The organism is Sulfuricurvum sp. (assembly GCF_028681615.1).
Taxonomy (GTDB): domain Bacteria; phylum Campylobacterota; class Campylobacteria; order Campylobacterales; family Sulfurimonadaceae; genus Sulfuricurvum.
Genome location: NZ_JAQUHV010000036.1, coordinates 1 through 2,871, shown reverse-complemented (window position 1 = coordinate 2,871; position 2,871 = coordinate 1). Strand labels below are relative to the sequence as shown.

The 2,871-nt window shown below is 45.1% G+C and carries 1 rRNA gene; it reads left to right on the top strand.

The features are described from left to right. Nucleotides 1-207: 207 nt before the first annotated feature. Nucleotides 208-2,871, top strand: a 23S ribosomal RNA gene (locus tag PHE37_RS13830); the annotation flags it as partial.

Here is a 2,871-nt window from a genome sequence, read left to right as displayed (position 1 = left end):
TGTTCCTTAACATAACACAAAGCAATAAAAAAAATAATCCCAAATTATTTAACTTAAATAAGAGAAATATAAGATTAGCCGAGAAAAAGGCTAAAATTATATTACAAAACAAGAAACAGCAATGTTTCGAAATTGAGAAATAAATTTTAGGGGAGTTTTTTTAATTCAAAACGTTAAACATACCAAAATATAATCAAAAGAGAAAAGAATAAATCTACATTAAAGCATAAAGTGGATACCTTGACTTGATCATCCGATGAAGGACGCACAAGGCGTGCGAAACGCCTGGAGAAGCTGCCAAGACGCGTTATACTCCAGGATTTCCGAATGGGGGAACCCAATGTGGCAAATCCACATTACTCGATAATTCGAGAGGACACTTTGCGAACTGAAATATCTAAGTAACAAAGGAAAAGAAATCAAATATGAGATTCCCTTAGTAGTGACGAGCGAACGGGGATCAGCCTAAACCATATATGTGTAAGGACAAGACCGTTGCATATATGGTGTTGCAAGAATATACTACACTCATCTTGAAAGAGTGACAAGCATACATCCTTAATAGGAGAACAACCTGGGAAGGTTGGCCAGAGAGAGTGAAAGCCTCGTATCTGAAATTAAAGATGTAGACTTGCGTATATTTCTTAAGTAGGCTCGGACACGAGAAATCCGGGTTGAATCCGGGGGGACCACCCTCCAAGGCTAAATAGTGATCAAGATCGATAGCGTACAAGTACCGTGAGGGAAAGGTGAAAAGAACCCCTGTTAGGGGAGTGAAATAGACCTTGAAACTTTATGCTGATAAAGAGTCGGAGCCTTCGGGTGACGGCGTACTTTTTGTAGAACGGACCAACGAGTTAGCTGTATGTGGCAAGGTTAAGGAAGAAAACCATCCGGAGCCGTAGGGAAACCAAGTCTGAATAGGGCGAATAAGTCACGTGCACTAGACCCGAAACTGGGTGAGCTACCCATGGCCAGGCTGAAGTGAAGGTAAAACTTCATGGAGGGCCGAACCATTTGGAGCTGCAAGTCCATTGGATGAGCTGTGGGTAGGAGTGAAAAGCTAATCGAACTCAGAGATAGCTGGTTCTCCGCGAAATATATTTAGGTATAGCCTTGAAGGTTAACACATAGGGGTAGGGCTCTGATAAGACTAGCGGGTCGCAAGACTTAGTAAATCTTGATAAACTTCGAATACTATGTGTCCATACTTCAGGAGTCAGACAGTGACAGATAAGTGCCATTGTCGAGAGGGAAACAGCCCAGATTCCTGTCTAAGGTCCCAAAATCATGACTAAGTGGAAAAGGATGTGAGATTACTGAAACAACCAGGAGGTTGGCTTAGAAGCAGCCATTCCTTTAAAGAGTGCGTAATAGCTCACTGGTCTAGTGATCTTGCGCCGAAAATTCAACGGGGCTTAAGTCATGTACCGAAGACGGAAAAGTATATTTTAATATGCTTCGTAGCGGAGCGTTCTCTATGCTGATGAAGGTGAATCGTGAGGTTTGCTGGAGGTACGAGAAGTGAAAATGTTGGTATGAGTAACGTAATGAAGATGAAAACTCTTCACATCTAATGTCCAAGGTTTCCTATCCAACGTCAGTCGTGGTAGGGTTAGTCGGTCCTAAGGCATAGCCGAGAGGCGTAGCTGATGGATACAAGGTTAATATTCCTTGACTACTATAATTCGTTATTAACGAAGTGGGGACGTATTGTGATATAAGGGGCGCTTAATGGATTGCGCCATATTTACGAAGTCTGTGATTTAGGAAAATCCGGGTCACACTAAAGAAAGAGGAAAATATCTAGATGAGGAAATGCTTCGGCACGACCGAATCGAAGCCTTACTATATTACGGTACCAAGAAAAGCCACTAAGGAGAATCTATAGTAACCGTACCGAAATCGAACACTCGTGGACTGGTGGAGAACACCAAGATGAACGGGAAAACCATGCTTAAGGAACTCAGCAAAATAGCGATCGTAACTTCGGGATAAGATCTGCCATCGGAGTATTTTACTCCGGTGGCCGCAGCTAAAGAGCTCGGGCGACTGTTTACCAAAAACACAGCTCTCTGCTAACTCGCAAGAGGAAGTATAGGGGGTGATGCCTGCCCAGTGCTAGAAGATTACGTGGAGAGGTGCAAGCTTCGAAACTAAGTCCTAGTGAACGGCGGCCGTAACTATAACGGTCCTAAGGTAGCGAAATTCCTTGTCGGGTAAGTTCCGACCCGCACGAATGGCATAACGGTCTGAGCACTGTCTCAAGCATGGTCCCGGTGAAATTGCAATGTCGGTAAAAATGCCGACTACTCGCAGCAAGACGGAAAGACCCTATGGAGCTTTACTATAGTTTGATACTGAAGTATGTATTAGGATGTGCAGGATAGGTGGGAGACTTTGAGAGAGGGGCGTCAGCCCTTCTGGAGTCACCCTTGAGATACCACCCTTCCTCATATATACTTCTAACCCCGAATCGGGGGACAGTGTTTGATGGGTAGTTTAACTGGGGCGGTTGCCTCCTAAAGAGTAACGGAGGCGCACAAAGGTAGGCTAATCTCGGATGGAAATCGAGACGATAGTGTATTCGCACAAGCCTGCTTGACTGAGAGACCTACAAGTCGATCAGAGACGAAAGTCGGTGAAAGTGATCCGGCACCTACACGTGGACGTGGTGTCGCTCAACGGATAAAAGTTACCCTAGGGATAACAGGCTGATCGCTTCCAAGAGTTCACATCGACGAAGCGGTTTGGCACCTCGATGTCGGCTCGTCGCATCCTGGGGCTGGAGAAGGTCCCAAGGGTATGGCTGTTCGCCATTTAAAGCGGTACGCGAGCTGGGTTCAGAACGTCGTGAGACAGTTTGGCCCC